Below are 15,195 nucleotides of genomic sequence, written 5' to 3' on the forward strand. Positions count from 1 at the left end.
AAAAAAAACACCTCACGGCATGTGAGGTGTTTTTTTATGAGCGGATAAAATTAAATGGTCTGCATAATTTCTTGATAGCGAAGTTGGAATTTTTTGATAAAATCAATGGTGGTTTGAATACCCATAAACAAAATAATATACGGGTTTAAGCTATTTTCGTTCGACAGCTCAACGTCTTTATCACTTGGATATTCACTGATAAGTAACATGTCTTGCTGGCGCTGGGCTTGGATATCCGCAAGCTGCTTTTCAAAATTCGGCTCTGCCAAAATATAGCTGCTAGAGTCATAGGATTTGATGTCACTTAAATATTGAATACAAATCGACTCCAAATCTGCCCAGCGATAAGTTTCGGTTTCACGCACCAAATTCTCAATACTATTGACCAATTCATCCAAAGCTTGATAATAGTACCAAATCAACGGCTTACGCGGGTCATCGGTCAAGCGCGCCGAGGCATTAAATAAATGCTGTAAATTAGTGAATGCTAGCGTTTCGGGAATAGGCTCATGAATACCAATAAGCTGCTGGGGGACTTTGGCGTCAGGGGTACTGGGCAAATCAGGCGAGCTAGTTAAATTAGCGCGACCCTCACGGTCAGATTGCGCCACTGGGGTTTGCTCTGATTCTATGCCCAACAGTTGATTAACGCGGTTTAGATAAGTATTCATGTTAAGCGTAATCAAACTATCATGACTGTGCAGGCGCGCAAAGGCATAAGAGATTTCTTTTCTTGTTTCATAGGCGTCCATCAGATTGCTCATGTTTTCTTCACGCTGATAGGTAATCGCATTTAAAAACAAACCTGCGGACACCACCCCAATGGTGGCTTCAATCATCACAAACGCCCGTGTAAAGGTATTGGTTGGGGTGATATCGCCAAACCCAGTGGTGGTCACCGTGATGGTACTAAAATACATGGCTTCCAAAAATCCCACGTCGTCATGGTTAAACTGCATATTTGGCAAGGTACTATACAAAAAGCCAAATAGCGGAATCAGCGTCAAATAGATAGTGCCATACACAGCAGGCGGCAACGAAAAAATATCATCGCGCACGATAGGTTTGGCAAGCTTATTGAGGGTAAAGGTTTGTGGGGTGTTACGGGTTGATAGGATTGGTTTAGTGGGCTTTTGCGCAAGTGGTTTCATAAGCTGCCTAATTTTTTTGCTTTAGACTAGCATACCCATTCAAAAAGAAACATAGTATTGTAGTAACCCCTGATGGACGACAGGATAAAGGGCTCAAACCAAAAAACTTGCCGCTATTGGGATAAAAAATTGGGATAAAAATGAAAAAAGCCAACTTACTTGTTATCGAATCAAAGAAAGCTAGACAGGTAAGGAATGAATACTGAGTTATCGTGATGAATGGTGCCAAACATATCAATAATGTCGCTATTCATCTTTAAAATAGGGTTGCAATAAATACAACCGTAGTAAACCTAGCAAAAAAGTGACTGGTACTATCAACTAGCTAGATTCACTTCCCATGCTTGATGGGAAGTCTAAAAATATGGGAAGTGTAAAAATAGGCAGTGTAACATTAGTGCTGACCCAGCAAATCCTTTTTCATCTCAAGTGATATGGGATTATCGCCTAGCCAAGCACGAAGAATAGCTTGGTCAAAGCCTTCTTGTTTGATATAAGGAAGATCGCCAACCTCATCATAATTTAAGCGAACGCCATGCTCTGGCGAAAACTCAATCGTAAACATTGCCCCTTCTTTAATGGTATTGGTTTTGAACAACTCACCAAACACGTCATCAATCACTGAGGCAATTTTTTGATATTCTTCTTCGCTACTATTCGCTCTGATGCCGTCTTTGAAGGCATTTTCCAGTAACGAGCCTTTGATATTGCGGCGAGACACCATGCGCAATTGCTTGGCATAGCGTGAAGTAATGGCTGTTTCGGCATCTTCAGTCATTTCACCCAAATATAGGGCAATATCATAGATACCAATCATAAATTTACTGCGAGCGCTAATACCATTTCGCACACAGATTTGACCATCTAGTTTTAGGGTAGGGGGAAATAGGGTTTCAAGATCGTTGGTTTTTCCTTTAAATAAAATCATCCTAGCATCCTTATCGTTCTATAACGGTTTTTTCCTTGGATAATATCGTAGTATCCTTATCTCGCTTCATTGTGTGAATATTGGGGCGAAATGTAAAGTATTATCAATGAATATCAAGTCATAGAGCGATGATTGGTTAAAAAAGGGTTAGACGACAACGTACTAACCCTCACCGCTAACCTTATGCCTGTAACAGACTTATACTTGTAACAAACTTAGGCTTGCAACATCGGTTTTAAGAATCGCCCTGTGTGTGAGCGCGCGTTTTGCGCTACCTCTTCTGGCGTGCCCTCAGCGATAATCTCACCACCGCCCGAACCGCCTTCAGGACCCAAATCGACAATCCAGTCGGCTGTCTTAATCACATCGAGATTATGCTCAATCACCACCACTGTATTGCCTCGGTCACGTAGCGTATGCAAGATGTCTAGGAGCTTGGCGATATCATGGAAATGCAAACCTGTCGTCGGCTCATCGAGCACATACAAGGTCTGACCGGTATCACGTTTGGACAGCTCTTTGGCAAGTTTCACCCGTTGCGCCTCACCACCCGACAAGGTTGGCGCAGACTGACCCAAACGAATATAACCCAAGCCGACTTCTTGTAAGGCGTGCAAACGGCGGTAAATTGCCGGAATCGCCTCAAAAAATTCCGCTGCATCTTCCACCGTCATATTGAGCACGTCATTGATATTTTTGCCCTTGTAGTTGATTTCAAGGGTTTCACGGTTGTAGCGTTTGCCTTGACAGGCATCGCAAGGCACATACATATCAGGCAAAAAGTGCATCTCAACCTTAATCAAGCCATCGCCTTGGCAGGTTTCACAGCGCCCGCCTTTTACGTTGAAGCTAAAGCGTCCTGCTTGATAGCCACGAGCTTTGGACTCCGGTACTTGGGCGAATAGATCACGAATCGGACTAAATACCCCCGTGTAAGTCGCAGGATTGGAGCGTGGGGTACGCCCAATCGGGCTTTGGTCGATATCGACGACTTTATCTAAATGTTCTAGCCCAGTGATACTGTCAAACTCTTCGGCAACATGGGTGGTAGCGTTATTGAGCTGCGTGGTCGCTAGTGGCAATAAGGTGCGGTTGATTAAGGTCGATTTACCTGAACCCGACACGCCTGTGATGGCAGTAAATACACCAATCGGCAAGTTTAAGGTCACGTTTTTAAGGTTGTTACCTTTTGCCCCTGTTAAAGTCAGCATCAAGGGTTTGGCTTCGACTTTACCTTTTTTGGCTTTTTCTTTCTTCTCGCTTTCCGCTTTTTTCGCTTGGTTTTTGGTTAAGGGAATGGCGGAGTCTTGCATTTTTTCATATTTATCGTCATTGGCGAGTTTGGCTCGGTGACGCACGGTTGGCACTGCGATTTTCTTTTTGCCCGATAAATATTGCCCCGTCAATGATTCGGGATTTTTGGCAATGTCTTTTGCCGTCCCTTCTGCAATGATACTGCCACCATGTACACCAGCGCCCACGCCCACATCGATGATATGGTCGGCTAGACGAATGGCATCTTCGTCATGCTCGACGACAATCACGGTATTGCCCAAATCTCTGAGCCGAGTCAACGTTTGCAGCAGTCGGTCATTGTCACGTTGGTGCAAGCCGATTGATGGCTCATCGAGTACATACATCACGCCCATCAAGCCCGCCCCGATTTGGCTAGCAAGGCGTATGCGCTGAGCTTCACCGCCCGACAGGGTTTCGGCAGAGCGGGCAAGGGTGAGATAATCCAAGCCCACACTCACCAAAAATTCCAAGCGCTCACGGATTTCTTTGATGATTTTGGCGGCGATTTCGCCTTTTGCGCCATCGAGTTTTAATTGCTCATAATACGCCATCGCTTCGCCAATCGATAGCTTGACCATTTCGGCAACGGTACGGTCGCTGACTTCGACATGGCGAGCGATTTCGTTTAAGCGTGAGCCGTGACAGGCATCGCAGGTAGCATCGGCAAGGTATTTGGCAAGCTCATCTCGCACGATGTTGCTTTGCGTGGTGCGGTAACGGCGCTCCATATACGGCAACACCCCTTCAAATGGCACGGTTTTGGTGGATTTGCGACCCCGTTCATCGACAAAGTTAAAAGTCATTTTGTCTTTACCAGAGCCGTGTAAAATGACATCTTTGTGCTTTTTATCCAGTTGTTGCCAAGGCGCTTCCATATCAATGCCGTAATGGTCGGCAACGGTGGTCAGCAAGCCAAAATAGTAGGCATGGCGCTTATCCCAGCCTTGAATCGCCCCTTGGTTAAGCGATTTTTCAGGATGCCCGATGATTTTTTCGGCAGCAAAATATTGGCGTTTGCCCAAGCCATCACACACGGGGCACGCGCCATAAGGGTTGTTAAAACTAAACAATTTTGGTTCAAGCTCAGCAACCGAGCGATCGCAGACAGGGCAGCTATGTTTGGCGGACAAAATTTTATCCTCAAACTCAGCGTCCATGTCATGCAAGATGGCAATGTCGCTACCGAGTCGTAAGGCGGTCTCCAAACTTTCGGCAACCCGATTCCCCAAGTCATCCCGCACTTTGAAGCGGTCAACCACCACATCAATGGTGTGTTTAAAAGTTTTGGCAAGCGGTGGCACATCGTCAATGTCATAAATCTCGCCATCGACCCGCAGCCGCACAAAGCCTTGCCCTTTCAGCTGTTCCATCAACTGGATATGCTCGCCTTTGCGGTCATCGACGACGCGTGCGAGAATCATTAACTTGGTGTCTTCGGGCAATGCCATGACGGTATCGACCATTTCGGTGACGGTTTGCGCGACCATCGGCAGATGGTGTTCTGGGCACATGGGCGTGCCGACACGGGCGTACAGCAGACGCAAATAGTCATAAATCTCGGTAATCGTACCCACCGTGGAGCGGGGGTTATGGTTGGTGGATTTTTGCTCAATGGCGATGGCAGGTGACAGCCCTTCGATGCTATCGACTTCGGGCTTTTCCATTTGTGATAAAAACTGGCGAGCGTAAGCCGATAAGCTCTCGACGTAGCGGCGTTGTCCTTCGGCGTATAGGGTGTCAAAGGCTAGGCTAGACTTGCCCGAGCCTGATAAACCTGTGATGACGACGAGTTTGTCGCGGGGGATGTCGATGTCGATATTTTTGAGATTGTGGGTGCGTGCGCCACGGATTTTGATTGCGTCGTGCTGTGCCATATTGAGCTTCTTATTGTGTGTTTTTGAGTGGGAAATTTGGGTAAAAAGATGGGTTTTTAATGGGGGAATTGGGTAGGGGTTTCAAGACTAATGGGTAAGTTTGTCTATAAGCTTTTACTTGTTTAGTTTGTTTAAAACGGACGCTAAAAGATACTGAACGCCTAATTCATTTTGCGGAAAGTTTAAGTCGCTTAAAATATTTCTAAATAAATATTTTTCATTATTGCTCAAAAAGTTGCTGAATAAATGCTCATTTAATGTGTCAAGTGCAAAGTATTGCAGAAGAAAGTTATCGTAACACAAAAAATCGATAACAAATTTTTTGGCAAACCAATCTGTATCATTGGCGACCAATTCAAAGCAAATTTTTTGCCAATCTACATTTTGACTGGGAAGAAACTCAGTTAATTTATCCCAATCTTGCTTATTAAAACTTAGCAACATGTTATTGGCTTCGCTACAGGCATAATCATACCAAAAATTTTCGTTTTTGATATTAACGGTAAGGTATTCTGAAAATTCTTCAAACATAAAATTCAAGCTTATTGTTTTATAAATGGACTGTTCAATAAATATATCTTATTTGCAGTGTATTAGGAAAATTGTGAATTTGATAGTTTGTGGCAACTATTAATCACGCGATTTTTTCTTTTTTATAAAACCGTTAAACCTTGCTATACTGGATTGAATCAAGGAACTAGAAAATTTGTGACTGCAAAATTTGAGACAATAACATGGCAACGTTAACCCAAGAACAAACCGACTTCTTAAAAAGCCACCATATCCCAATGGACAAAACCTTTGACGCCAGCGGACTATCGAGCAAAGAATACAAAGCCAAAATGAAAGAAAATGGCGCGCTCGTTGCTTACGGTGTGCCGCCCTGCCCAAAAGGTCATACCCTAAAAAACAAACAAGCCAACTGCCTACAATGCAACCCCCAAGCCATCGCATCGCTCAAACGCCAAGCCACCCCAGGGGAGGTCTATATCGCCGTCTCACCCAGTCAGCTGCTTGCCAAAATCAGCCTTGTTGAAAACGCGAGCGATATCATCCCGCAATTAAATAGTGAAAATCATGCCGAAATCAACGATTGGGCATTAGCGATGACAGGTCGCACCGACTCCATCGGACAAATGGAAAACCACTTGCAGCAGCGCCTTGCCGATTACCAAGTACCCAGAAAACTCACTGCCGATGGCAAAACCACCAAAGCCTCGGGCGTGTACGACGTCGATGTACATGACGCGCTTGAAGTAATGAATGAAATGCCTTTTACCCTAAGCGAAATTGATAACGCGGTGATGGACGATTTTCACGCCCGCTATAGCGATAGACAGCTTCGCGAGCAGCAGCAAACTGAGCAGTTAGCCATCGAAGAGGCGGCGCGTAAACAAGCAGAACTTGCCGAACAAGCACGACAAAAACAGGCTAAGCTTGAAGAACAGCGCCAACTACAACAACAAGCCAAACAGCAAAAATTGGCACAAAAACAACAACGCCAACAGCAACTTGAAGCCAAAAAAGCACAAAAACAGCAAAAAATCGCCACCCAAGTGAAGCATAGCTCGTTAGATGGCACGCTAGTGGCTACCCCAAAATCATCATCTATCGAGCAGTCACCGCAAGGATTTTTTGACAACCAAAAAAATGTGATGTGGCTGATGATTGCTATCGCGGTGATTTTAGCCATCATGGTAACCGCTTACGCAATGCTAAAATAATGGGGCTGAAACAATAAAGCCAAAAAAATAAGGCTAAAATAATTTTTATTGCCAATAAATTCTCTGTGATAAAAATTAGGCATATAATAAGCCGTTTTTGGCAAAATTTTGTGAGCCACCATGTCAGTAAAATCAACGTCAGTAAAATCAACGTCGAGAAATATAAGTCATAACTCCTCCATGAATGCGTCCGAAAAGAAAGCGATTGCAGGGTTAGGCGGTATCTTTGCCTTGCGAATGCTTGGACTATTTATGATTGTGCCTGTGTTTGCAGTGTATGGCACGCAATATGCACACGCCACGCCGTTTTTGATTGGATTGGCGATTGGTATCTATGGCTTAGGGCAGGCGATTTTTCAGATTCCCATGAGTTTTTTGGCGGACAAATATCCGCGTAAACCGATTATCATTGCAGGGTTATTGGTATTTGCGCTTGGGGGAGCCATTTGCGCCTTATCAACAGATATTTATATGGTGATATTGGGGCGTTTGATTGCAGGCAGTGGCGCGGTTTCAGCGGTAGTGATGGCACTACTTGCGGATGTGACCCGTGAAGAGCATCGCACCAAAGCGATGGCAACCATGGGGCTGACCATTGCCATGTCGGTGATGGTCGCATTTGGGCTCGGTCCGATTTTGACGCATGTGCTTGATATCTCAGGCTTGTTTTGGGTGACAGTGGCGTCCGCTATTTTCGCCATTGGCTTACTGTGGATCGTGCCCACCCCAAATCGGGTGCTAAAGCACAATCTCAATAATCACTCAGTTAAAGCACAGTTTGCTGAAGTATTAAAAATTGGCGATATTAACCGCTTGCATTTGGCGATTTTTGCGCTGCATCTGTCAATGACAGCGATGTTTACCTTATTACCGCATCAGTTTCATGATGTGCTCGGCTTGACGGTGGCGCAGCAAGGGTTTGTGTATTTGCCGCTACTGTTATTGGGCTTTATCATTGCGGTTCCATTGATTATCATCGCAGAAAAAAAACGGCAAATGCGCGCCGTGTTTTTGGCGTCTTTAGCGACCTTGGTGGCGGGATTGGTATTTTTGGCGGTGGCTAGTCAGACCATCGTGGGTTTAATTATTGGGCTTGCGGTTTATTACATCGGCTTTAACAGCCTTGAGGCGACTATTCCGTCTTGGATTTCCAAACGCGCGCCCGTTGCCAACAAAGCGACGGCAATGGGTATTAATTCATCGGCACAGTTTTTGGGTGCTTTTGTGGGCGGTGCCATGGGCGGTATTTTGCTGACCAAACCGATGTGGTTGTCGTGGACAGTGCTCGCCATCGTGACCGTCATTGCGTTATTGTTTATCCTGCCGATTGCATCACCACCGTATTTGACCAGCCTAACGATTACCCTGCCAACAGGTATCGACACAACTGCTTGGTCACAGCAAATTTTGGCGATTGACGGCGTGGATGAGATAGTGATGATGCCAAAAGAAAACATTGCTTATCTCAAACTGGATAAAGAAAAATTGACCGATGACACGCGACGGCATTTGTCACATCTTACCGGTCAGACGCTAGCAATTTGATGCAAAGTCTAGTAAAGTAATGGCATTGTAGTTGCGCTAAATCCGCAAAGATTTGGCTAAAAATACTAGAAAACTATTAAGAAAGGCATCAAGAAAGTTATCAAAAAATTCATCAAAAAAGTTATCAAGGAAATTCTATGCGCGGCGTAAATAAAGTAATCATTGTAGGCAACCTTGGTTCAGATCCTGAAGTCAAACAATTTGCCAATGGCGGTAGCGTGACGCGTATCGCCGTGGCGACAAGTGAGCAGTGGAACGACAAACAAACAGGTGAGCGCCGTGAGCAAACCGAATGGCACCGTATTTCATTGTTTAATAAACTCGGTGAAATTGCAGCGCAATACCTGCGTAAAGGTAGCCAAGTCTATATTGAAGGTAGCCTTCGCACCAGTAAATACACCGATCAAAATGGCGTAGAGCGTTATGCCACAGAGATTCGTGCCGACCAAATGCAAATGCTTGGTACCGCAGGCGGCGTTCAAGGCGGTATTCCTAACAACAACAATGCCGGCACAATCTACCAAAACCAGCCCCAAAGTGGTTATAATCAAGTTGGCTACAACCAAGGTGGCAACCAAGCGCCCAATCATTTTGGCGGCTATCCAAACCAAAATAATGCCCAAGCTGCGCCACAAGCGGGTCAAAATGCAGGATTTGGCAATAATCCATTTATGAATGGCAACCAAGCGCCACAAGGGGCAAATACAGGAAATAATCAGCCTGCCCAAAATCCCCAACAAAACCCAGCCATGGCAATGCCAAAACCAGGCGCAGTTGATGATGATATCCCGTTCTAAGTTAAATAATATTTATATGCTGTATTTATAAATATAATTCTAAGAGAAAATACCTACTAAAACGCTGATATATAAATAATATCAGCGTTTTTTATTTTATTAAGTAAGAAAAAATTAATGAATAAAATGTTTGATTTATTTTTAATAATAGTTATATAATAAAATTAGTTTAAAATATGTATTTAATGTGAGATATTCGGGATGTTAAGTAGAAAAAATTTAATAGCTAAATCAGGTGAAAGATTTGTTTTATTGACTCAGAATGATGGACTTCCTGAATTTTGGACAACATTATTTTTAACTTCTGTTTCACGAAAAAAATCAAGTTCAACAGCAAGAAAACACGCAGATACCTTGATACATTTAAATTTGATTGAAAAGCTGATATTTAAAGAAAGCATTCCACAAATAATATTTACTTTAAAAAATGAATCTAATCGAAAGAAACGAATTTTAGAATCCAAAATGCTTTTAACAGTTTCAGAGATTGCAAGTTTAATTGATTGGTGTGGGATAACCACAAAAGAGCTTAGAAAGTTAGAAGATTCAAAAAGTAAAGAATCAGATACAGTTTTAGAGCTTCATACTCAAATCAAGAAACATCCAAGGGATAGGGTACAGGTTAATGAACAAAAAATTCGGGTAAAAATTATTTCCGATTATTTGTCATTTAGTGCATATCAAATACTTAAATTAGACCCTAGTTTTGCTGAATACAAAAAAGTTATCGACAATACAGTTAATTATCTAGCAGACCAAATAAGCCAATATAAGGTAAGAAGAAGTATAATAAATCCTGATGCTAAGTCACCGCCACCACAGGTTTTTGAACAAGTTATGCAGTTGGTTAGACCTGATAGTGAATCTAACCCTTATACTGATTTAGTCAGAAATAGAAACTTCATTATATTATCGATTTTATATGAAACAGGCATGAGAAGTGGGGAGCTATTGCAGTTAAGAATAGAAGATATTGATTTGCCTGAAAATACGATAAAAATTAAGCGTAGGCACAATGATGCTCAAGACAAATACAGAACGATTGAACCTAATGCGAAAACATTAGAGAGAGAGCTTCCGATATCAGAAGATTTAGCGAACAACATAAGAGATTATATTTTAAAAGAACGTTCTGTTATTCCTCTTGCTAAAAAGCACCCTTTCTTATTTGTCTCTCACAAAGGGGTTAATGCGGGTAAACCGCTCTCAGTCATGCAGTTATGTTATTTAGTTGATAAGTTGAATGATAATGAACACTTAAAAACATACTTAAAAGAAAACAATATTAAATTAGAAAAGCTTATTACAAGACACGGTTTTAGACACAATTTCAACAACAAATTGTCTCAAAAAATTGATGCTCATAATAAGAAAGCAATTCAAGACGGAAGGAAGGATGAACTAATTACTGAAGCAAAAGAAATCAAAATACGCAAAACTTTGAACGGTCATAGTAGTGATGAATCTTCGGAAGTCTATAATTTACGACACATCGCAGAACAAGCCGAAAAAATTATGAAACAACAGATTGATAACAATACAGAGTTATTGAACCTTAAGGACAGTTGAATATGTTAAATAATATGCTAATTGAAGGTGAAGTGACCAACGAATTGTCTGATGGACATAATTTATATGAACAAAGTGATATCAGATACTCTTTAATGGGATACGCTTTTAATTTTAATGATGATGTGTGGAAGTTATCAAGCAATACAAGTATTAATTGGAAATTGCTAGAAGCAATTAAAGGTGTTCATCCTGATGTTAAAGTTGGGTTAAGGCAAATTATTGCTGTAGTTGCTGAAAGAAACTCTGCAAGCACAGCGATGCGTTATTATGATTTATTTAAGAGTGTGGTTTTAAAAAATCCATCTTACAAAGGTGAAATTATAACTGGCTTGCTTTTTTTGAATATTAGGTCAGGTATGAATAAAGATGAGGACTATAAGCTTGGTGGGATTAGGACTTTATTAAAGAAATGGCAGAAGCTCGGTTTTGTTGGGATAGAAGATAATATTACTGATACACTGGATAAATTAACAATTAAAGGAGTAGTGAAAGGTAAAGCAGTAAGAACCAAAGACCCCTTCAAAGGTGCATACACAGTTACTGAAAAGCAATCTTTAATGAACTGGGCAAACAATGCCTTTAAAGACAATATTTTGAACCTAGAAGAATTTACATTATTCTGCCTGCTTATGTGTACAGGTAGAAGACCGATCCAAATTTCTATGTTAAGGCATGGCGATGTTTTGGTAAAAAATAATCAGGGTAAAATTGAATATAGTCTAAACATTCCTCGTGCAAAACAAAAAAACTCATTTTTTAGACAAGAGTTTAGAGAGCTTTATATTAACGAAGATTTGTATTTGATTATTAAAAATCAAATGAAATCTGTGCAAGAATTTGCGACTCGTCATATCCAAAATTTAGAACAAAATGACGTAAACCAATTGCCAGTCTTTATCAATAAGGAAAACTTGTTATCAGTAAAAAGCATTGCCGAATTTCGTAACAAGTTAAAATATCAACCTGATTTTTTTCACATTACTAGTACCAAGATTAATAATATTTCGCAAAAAATCACTGATAAGTGTCAAGCTGTTTCCGAAAGAACAGAGGATTTTATCAATTTTTTTCCTTATAGAGCTAGAAGAACGTTAGGAACAGATTTGGCACGACAAGGAATTGGAGGTGTGCAAATTGCTCATTTGTTAGACCATACCGATACGCAAAATGTGGATGTTTATACTGAAGATACCATTGAACAATCACTGCGTATATTTGAAGCAATGGATAAGCCGATGAATCTATTAGCTGATATGTTCGCAGGGAGAATTATTCGACATGAATCAGAAGCAATAAGAGCTGATGATATTAACAGCCGCAAGTTTAAGAGTGATGTTAAGCAAATTGGAAACTGTGGTGGAAGTCCTGCCTGTCAAAACGGTATAAAAGCTTGTTTAATTTGTTCTAGTTTTCAGCCATTACTTGATGCTGACTGGAATGGGCTTTTAGAAGATTTAAACCAAGAACGTTTATTTCAAAGTAAAAATGGGGCAAGTGAGCTAGTTTTAAGTTCTTATGATTTACCTTTAGCAAATACGGCTGCCATCATGCAATCATGTAATAAGATTTTGGTGGATGAAAGCTATGGCTAATATTATTGCATTTAAGCCAAAACACCAGTTGGAAAGCGAAAAAAACCTACAGGATTTTATTAATCGTGCAAAAAATGACCTAACTATTTATGAAGAACAAGGTGGATTTGATGTTACCAACTGGAAAATGATGCAAAGTAATGGTAGAAGGTCATCTATGGAATTTACAGGATTTGCTCCTAAAGGTAAGAAAAATGGATTGCCTATGCAACAGCCTTATTTAGATTTCGCTAGAGCTTATATGCGTGATTTGCAAACTTGGAAGGAAAGAACCCCTGCATCGTACATGCTAGTGCTGAAATGCGTTTATGAAGCACTTCTAGCAGTTTATGGAAAAGCAGATATATTATTCATAGACGGTGCGGTGTTAAATAAGGCAATTGAACATTTAGAATCAAAGGTCGGTAAGGACGTGTTGTATAGAGCAGGGCAAGCACTAGAAAAGCTCATAGCTGACCTAGCAGAATATGGTATCAGTTATAAAATTTCAACTTGGAAGAGCCATTGGAAACGACCAAAAGAAAAAGCTATAAGAACTGATTTGGAATCAATGCAGTGGCAAGAACATAGACTATTAAGTGATTCTCAAATTCACGGATTAGCTGACAGCTTTCTTCGAGCAGAAACACCTTATCAAAAGTATTATTCTGCTTTGGTAGTTCTACTGATGGCAACACCTTGTCGTGGTGGAGAGCTACAATTTTTAACGACAGATTGTTTAGTTGAAGATGAAGGCATGGTATGGGAAAAAAATGAAGATAGTGGTGAGCTAGAACCTGTTAATAAAAAAGTCCTAAAAATCAATTGGTATGCTGAAAAAAATGGCGGATTTATTTCAAAGCCGATACATCCGATAATGGAGGATACTGTAAAAGAAGCTGTAAGACGCTTAGTTGAAATTGGTGAACCTGCTAGAAAAGCAGTTCAGTGGGCGATTGACAATCCTGAAAAATTTTACCGACATGATGGTTGTATAACAACTAGTAATCATGGTGAAGATGACCCTTTAACTGTTAGTGAATTTTGTTCGGCTATGGATATTGCTTACGATAATATTTCTCTTGTTACTCAAAATAGCATTCATATACAAGACATTAAATCATTTAGAAAGCAAAAATGGATTCTTGAATTAATCAAAGGTAGAAAACACATCACCTATCGAGATTTAGCTAAATTCACGATTGAAAAATATCGCAAAAAATTTAAGAATTATCCCAAACTTAGTGAGTCAAATGAATATATCTCAAAAGCATTATGTTTAGTTAGAGAAAATGAATTTCATCTTAAGTTTGGTGTAAAACATTATAGTTTTGAGATTCCAAATCTGAATGTATTAAATAAGGCACTAGGTGCAAAGCATGACCGACTCAAAATAGACTCAAAGAAAAGTCAGTCCGAAACTTTATTTAGTAGTCTTGGTATTAAGGATGAAAATGGTGAACCATTGGTTTTGACCAGTCATCAAATTCGAGTGTGGTTATCAACGCAAGCAGAACGTGGGGGTATGGATGCACATGACCTTGCACGATTTGCAGGTAGGGCGAGAATTGCAGATAACAAAGCGTATGATTTAAGAACGATAAAGGAAAAACTTAATGAATCAAGAAAAATTCTAGCGATTGCAACAGAACGAGAAGATGGTACAAAAGCGTTAGATGCTGTAGAGCGGAGTTTACCTGTTTCTTTTGAAATGCTAGGTAATAAAAACCGTATTGGTACTGTACAATTGACTGCCTTTGGTTTTTGTGAGCATGATTGGTGGATGATACCTTGTTCAAAATCAGGTGAGTGTTTGAGTTGTAAAGAACACGCTTGCGTGAAAGGTTTACCAAAATCATTGGAGAGATTGAAAGATTTTGAACAGTTTCAAATAAAAGAGCTACAAAGAGCTTATGATCAAGTCATTATAAACAAACAAGGAAATGAGGCTTGGTATCACTACCATGCGAGAAAATTAGCCATTATAAAAACACTGATTACTATGATGGAATCTGACGGCTTACCTGATGGATATATTATTCGCATTCCTGAAGAGTTAGACGAGAGTATGATTAAAACAGCCTTGCAAGAGCGTGGATTAGAATCAAAAGTTGAAGAAAGCTCAATCACTAGAAACATTCTTGAAACCACAGAACAAAATTTCTTAGCTATTTTACAGGGTGGGCTATGAAACCAAAATTAATCAATGAGAAAGAACTCAAAATAATCGAGGACATTTTAGCTAGATGGAATGGTAAATTGACTTGGGATGACTTTACTAGCAAAGTTGCCAAAAAGCTTAATTTACCTTCTTTGTCAAAATTTACACTAATGGGTTATCCTGAGATAAAACAGGCATTTCTTACAAGAAAACAAACCCTTAAAGAAGTTCACATCAAGACCATTGTATTTACACAGTCAGGTGAAGACGTGACTATTGAGATGTTAATCAAGGAAAATGAAGCTTTAAAAGAACAGCTAAGAATGGTAAAGAACGACATCAAAATTTTAGAAACAAATTATGCAGATAAATATAGAACGTGGGCATATAACTTGAGTTTGATGCCAAATGTTGATATGTCAAGACTTAACGACCCTTTACCCAAAATTGACCATGACTAAATTATGGTTGTGTTGTTTGCAATAAAAAACGCTATTCTAGCGATTTAAATTCGAGATGGTATGTTGGTACTATCTCATCTTTAAAATCAAATACACGCTTTCCTATGAGCAAATA

Annotated in this window: 11 protein-coding genes; 7 read left to right on the top strand and 4 right to left on the bottom strand. The window is 40.4% G+C overall.

All coding sequences use genetic code 11. The annotated features are described in order from the left end of the window. Nucleotides 1-50: 50 nt before the first annotated feature. The 4 genes from LAJ61_RS07440 to LAJ61_RS07455 form a co-directional block, all read right to left on the bottom strand. Complete coding sequence (locus LAJ61_RS07440; protein WP_224053412.1) at nt 51-1,151, bottom strand: potassium channel family protein; 1,101 nt, start codon at nt 1,149-1,151, stop codon at nt 51-53. 394 nt (nt 1,152-1,545) lie between these two features. Further along, nucleotides 1,546-2,079 (bottom strand): chalcone isomerase family protein, encoded by a 534-nt coding sequence (locus tag LAJ61_RS07445; RefSeq protein WP_224053413.1) that lies wholly within the window; start codon nt 2,077-2,079, stop codon nt 1,546-1,548. A 215-nt stretch (nt 2,080-2,294) separates the two neighbouring features. Beyond that, on the bottom strand, nt 2,295-5,249 hold the full coding sequence (uvrA, locus tag LAJ61_RS07450; protein WP_224053414.1) for an excinuclease ABC subunit UvrA: 2,955 nt from the start codon (nt 5,247-5,249) through the stop codon (nt 2,295-2,297). Nucleotides 5,250-5,363: 114 nt separating this feature from the next. Beyond that, complete coding sequence (locus tag LAJ61_RS07455) at nt 5,364-5,780, bottom strand: hypothetical protein (protein ID WP_204156509.1); 417 nt, start codon at nt 5,778-5,780, stop codon at nt 5,364-5,366. A gap of 203 nt (nt 5,781-5,983) precedes the next feature. Here LAJ61_RS07455 and LAJ61_RS07460 point away from each other — a divergent pair, with 203 nt between their 5' ends. The 7 genes from LAJ61_RS07460 (at nt 5,984) to LAJ61_RS07490 (ending at nt 15,080) form a co-directional block, all read left to right on the top strand. Then, the gene (locus LAJ61_RS07460) at nt 5,984-6,973 is read left to right on the top strand and encodes a hypothetical protein (protein ID WP_224053415.1); all 990 of its coding nucleotides are present in this window, start codon (nt 5,984-5,986) and stop codon (nt 6,971-6,973) included. Nucleotides 6,974-7,153: 180 nt separating this feature from the next. Further along, the gene (locus LAJ61_RS07465) at nt 7,154-8,518 is read left to right on the top strand and encodes an MFS transporter (RefSeq protein ID WP_224054827.1); all 1,365 of its coding nucleotides are present in this window, start codon (nt 7,154-7,156) and stop codon (nt 8,516-8,518) included. 137 nt (nt 8,519-8,655) lie between these two features. Further along, nucleotides 8,656-9,315, top strand: coding sequence for a single-stranded DNA-binding protein (gene ssb / locus LAJ61_RS07470; RefSeq protein ID WP_224053416.1), 660 nt, complete (start codon nt 8,656-8,658; stop codon nt 9,313-9,315). Between the two features lie 201 nt (nt 9,316-9,516). Continuing rightward, entirely contained in the window at nt 9,517-10,884 is a 1,368-nt protein-coding gene (locus tag LAJ61_RS07475) for a site-specific integrase (protein ID WP_224053417.1), read from the top strand. A 2-nt stretch (nt 10,885-10,886) separates the two neighbouring features. Continuing rightward, a complete protein-coding gene (locus LAJ61_RS07480; protein WP_224053418.1) occupies nt 10,887-12,479 on the top strand; it encodes a site-specific integrase in 1,593 nt (530 codons plus the stop codon). Further along, complete coding sequence (locus LAJ61_RS07485; protein WP_224053419.1) at nt 12,472-14,649, top strand: hypothetical protein; 2,178 nt, start codon at nt 12,472-12,474, stop codon at nt 14,647-14,649. The genes LAJ61_RS07480 and LAJ61_RS07485 overlap by 8 nt, the downstream gene beginning before the upstream one ends. Further along, the gene (locus LAJ61_RS07490) at nt 14,646-15,080 is read left to right on the top strand and encodes a hypothetical protein (RefSeq protein ID WP_224053420.1); all 435 of its coding nucleotides are present in this window, start codon (nt 14,646-14,648) and stop codon (nt 15,078-15,080) included. The genes LAJ61_RS07485 and LAJ61_RS07490 overlap by 4 nt, the downstream gene beginning before the upstream one ends. Nucleotides 15,081-15,195: the final 115 nt, after the last annotated feature.

It is taken from the genome of Faucicola osloensis (assembly GCF_020041925.1).
Classification (GTDB): Bacteria; Pseudomonadota; Gammaproteobacteria; order Pseudomonadales; family Moraxellaceae; genus Faucicola; species Faucicola osloensis_D.

What these genes read in the sequence shown, in the direction of transcription:
- LAJ61_RS07440 (WP_224053412.1), bottom strand. Translation starts at nt 1,151, where the DNA reads ATGAAACCACTTGCGCAAAAGCCCACTAAACCAATCCTATCAACCCGT.
- LAJ61_RS07445 (WP_224053413.1), bottom strand. Translation starts at nt 2,079, where the DNA reads ATGATTTTATTTAAAGGAAAAACCAACGATCTTGAAACCCTATTTCCC.
- uvrA (WP_224053414.1), bottom strand. Translation starts at nt 5,249, where the DNA reads ATGGCACAGCACGACGCAATCAAAATCCGTGGCGCACGCACCCACAAT.
- LAJ61_RS07455 (WP_204156509.1), bottom strand. Translation starts at nt 5,780, where the DNA reads ATGTTTGAAGAATTTTCAGAATACCTTACCGTTAATATCAAAAACGAA.
- LAJ61_RS07460 (WP_224053415.1), top strand. Translation starts at nt 5,984, where the DNA reads ATGGCAACGTTAACCCAAGAACAAACCGACTTCTTAAAAAGCCACCAT.
- LAJ61_RS07465 (WP_224054827.1), top strand. Translation starts at nt 7,154, where the DNA reads ATGAATGCGTCCGAAAAGAAAGCGATTGCAGGGTTAGGCGGTATCTTT.
- ssb (WP_224053416.1), top strand. Translation starts at nt 8,656, where the DNA reads ATGCGCGGCGTAAATAAAGTAATCATTGTAGGCAACCTTGGTTCAGAT.
- LAJ61_RS07475 (WP_224053417.1), top strand. Translation starts at nt 9,517, where the DNA reads ATGTTAAGTAGAAAAAATTTAATAGCTAAATCAGGTGAAAGATTTGTT.
- LAJ61_RS07480 (WP_224053418.1), top strand. Translation starts at nt 10,887, where the DNA reads ATGTTAAATAATATGCTAATTGAAGGTGAAGTGACCAACGAATTGTCT.
- LAJ61_RS07485 (WP_224053419.1), top strand. Translation starts at nt 12,472, where the DNA reads ATGGCTAATATTATTGCATTTAAGCCAAAACACCAGTTGGAAAGCGAA.
- LAJ61_RS07490 (WP_224053420.1), top strand. Translation starts at nt 14,646, where the DNA reads ATGAAACCAAAATTAATCAATGAGAAAGAACTCAAAATAATCGAGGAC.